At 30.1% G+C, this 1,580-nt stretch carries 3 protein-coding genes; all 3 read left to right on the top strand.

Translation table 11 applies throughout. The features are described from left to right. The coding region (locus N2251_RS00030; protein ID WP_376740992.1) for a transposase at positions 1-182 on the top strand (182 nt) is incomplete at its 5' end. Between the two features lie 51 nt (positions 183-233). Further along, a complete protein-coding gene (locus N2251_RS00025; protein ID WP_260584629.1) occupies positions 234-938 on the top strand; it encodes a hypothetical protein in 705 nt (234 codons plus the stop codon). 148 nt (positions 939-1,086) lie between these two features. Then, positions 1,087-1,580, top strand: a 494-nt coding sequence (locus N2251_RS00020) for a hypothetical protein (protein WP_260584628.1), incomplete at its 3' end; no start/stop codon positions are given.

The raw sequence follows: 1,580 nt of genomic DNA, 5'->3' as shown, positions 1-1,580 counted from the left end.
GCACTAACGAAAATACGAATGGACTCATTAGAAGATACCTTCCTAAAGGAACAAACTTTAATGAAATAAGCGAAAATCAGCTGCAAATTATTCAGCAAAAACTAAACAATAGACCTCGAAAAATTATTGGTTATAAAACACCCCAAGAAATGATCAATATTGAGCTAAAAAACGTAGCTTAGTAACATCAAAAATTAATAACGATTTGTTGCGTTACAACGTTGAATCCAAGATTGAGATACTACATTGGAGCATATTATTTAATTAAACTTCGTGATTCCAATTTTGGAACTTATGAAGGAAAAAAATTGCATACTTGTAGCACTTGTATCAACGATTCCTTTTTTGATGCTTGGTCGATTTCGTGGGCTGAAAACGGAAAAATTGTTAGTGCAGAAACTAAAACGGATTTTAATCTCAATGAAAATCTGATTAAAGAAATACAGAATTGGACGGACAAAAAAATGGAGGAAAATAAAATCGGATGGATTTGCACATTTGCCGATTTAGAAATCTTAACCGAATATAAAAGTTCGTTTTTTCCAAAAGCAGAAAGTGAAATATTGAGTATTAACTTTCCCGAATCAGAAAGAACCGAATTACTAAATTTATTCAATCCTGAAAAGACAAGTTTTGGCGAAATCGGACTTTCAATAAATTTAAAAAAAGGAATAACAGAAAACAAAGACGAACTGACTTTAGGCTACGACTTAATCGGAATTGAAGATAGTAGTGAATTTCATAGTTTTCATTGTCACGATTTAGCAAGTGACTTAATCGAAAAGTTCGGAATTGAAATAAACGAATTCGGACTGATTAACGAAAATGACAAATGGACTGAAATGGTGGAATATATGAACGATGAGAAAAACGGATTTGAGTCTTCACCTTGGTTTTATGTGAAAGTGAATAAAATAACGGAAAAAGCCAGTGGCTAACACCGTATAAAATTAATTGCTAGTGCAAGCTTACTTACGAAAATCCTCGCGGATTTTCTATTCGGTTTGTATTTGCTAAATTAGTTGCTTAAAACACGCAACTAATCTTATACAATCACGTTGCCTTTAATTGCGGAAAACAAAAACTATGAAAATTATTCTTAAGATTAAACAGTCCAATATATTTATTCTCTGCTTATTATATTTCACTTTATATGGTTGTGCTCCTAAATTAACTTACACTGAAATTGAAAACCGTATTAATAAAGATTATAACGCATTTAACGATGGAAACGTTGAGTATGAAATGAAAAATACAATCAAAAAATATTTAAAAGAATATGGAAAAGACGGTTTTCGAAAAATGATTAAGAAAAGATACAGCAATAGAGGAAATCATCCATATTTTAATGTGGGAAGTATAAAAATTCAAGATAGAAATAAATGTAACTCTACATACTTTTACAATACAAAATACACAGTTGACAAATCTGAAATAACTCCTTATATAGATTCTACAGCGTTAAAATTAAATTATAAGGAATATGGTAGAGAGAATGTAAATTTTAATCCAAACTCGAAAATACTCCAAATTAGAATGGAAAAAAAAGGAATCTTAATCTTTGACAAAGATCGAGAATG

The organism is Tenacibaculum haliotis, assembly GCF_025215075.1.
GTDB classification, from domain to species: Bacteria; Bacteroidota; Bacteroidia; order Flavobacteriales; family Flavobacteriaceae; genus Polaribacter; species Polaribacter haliotis_B.
Note: the sequence above shows the minus strand (reverse complement) of the source record. Positions and strands in the feature narration are given on the sequence as shown.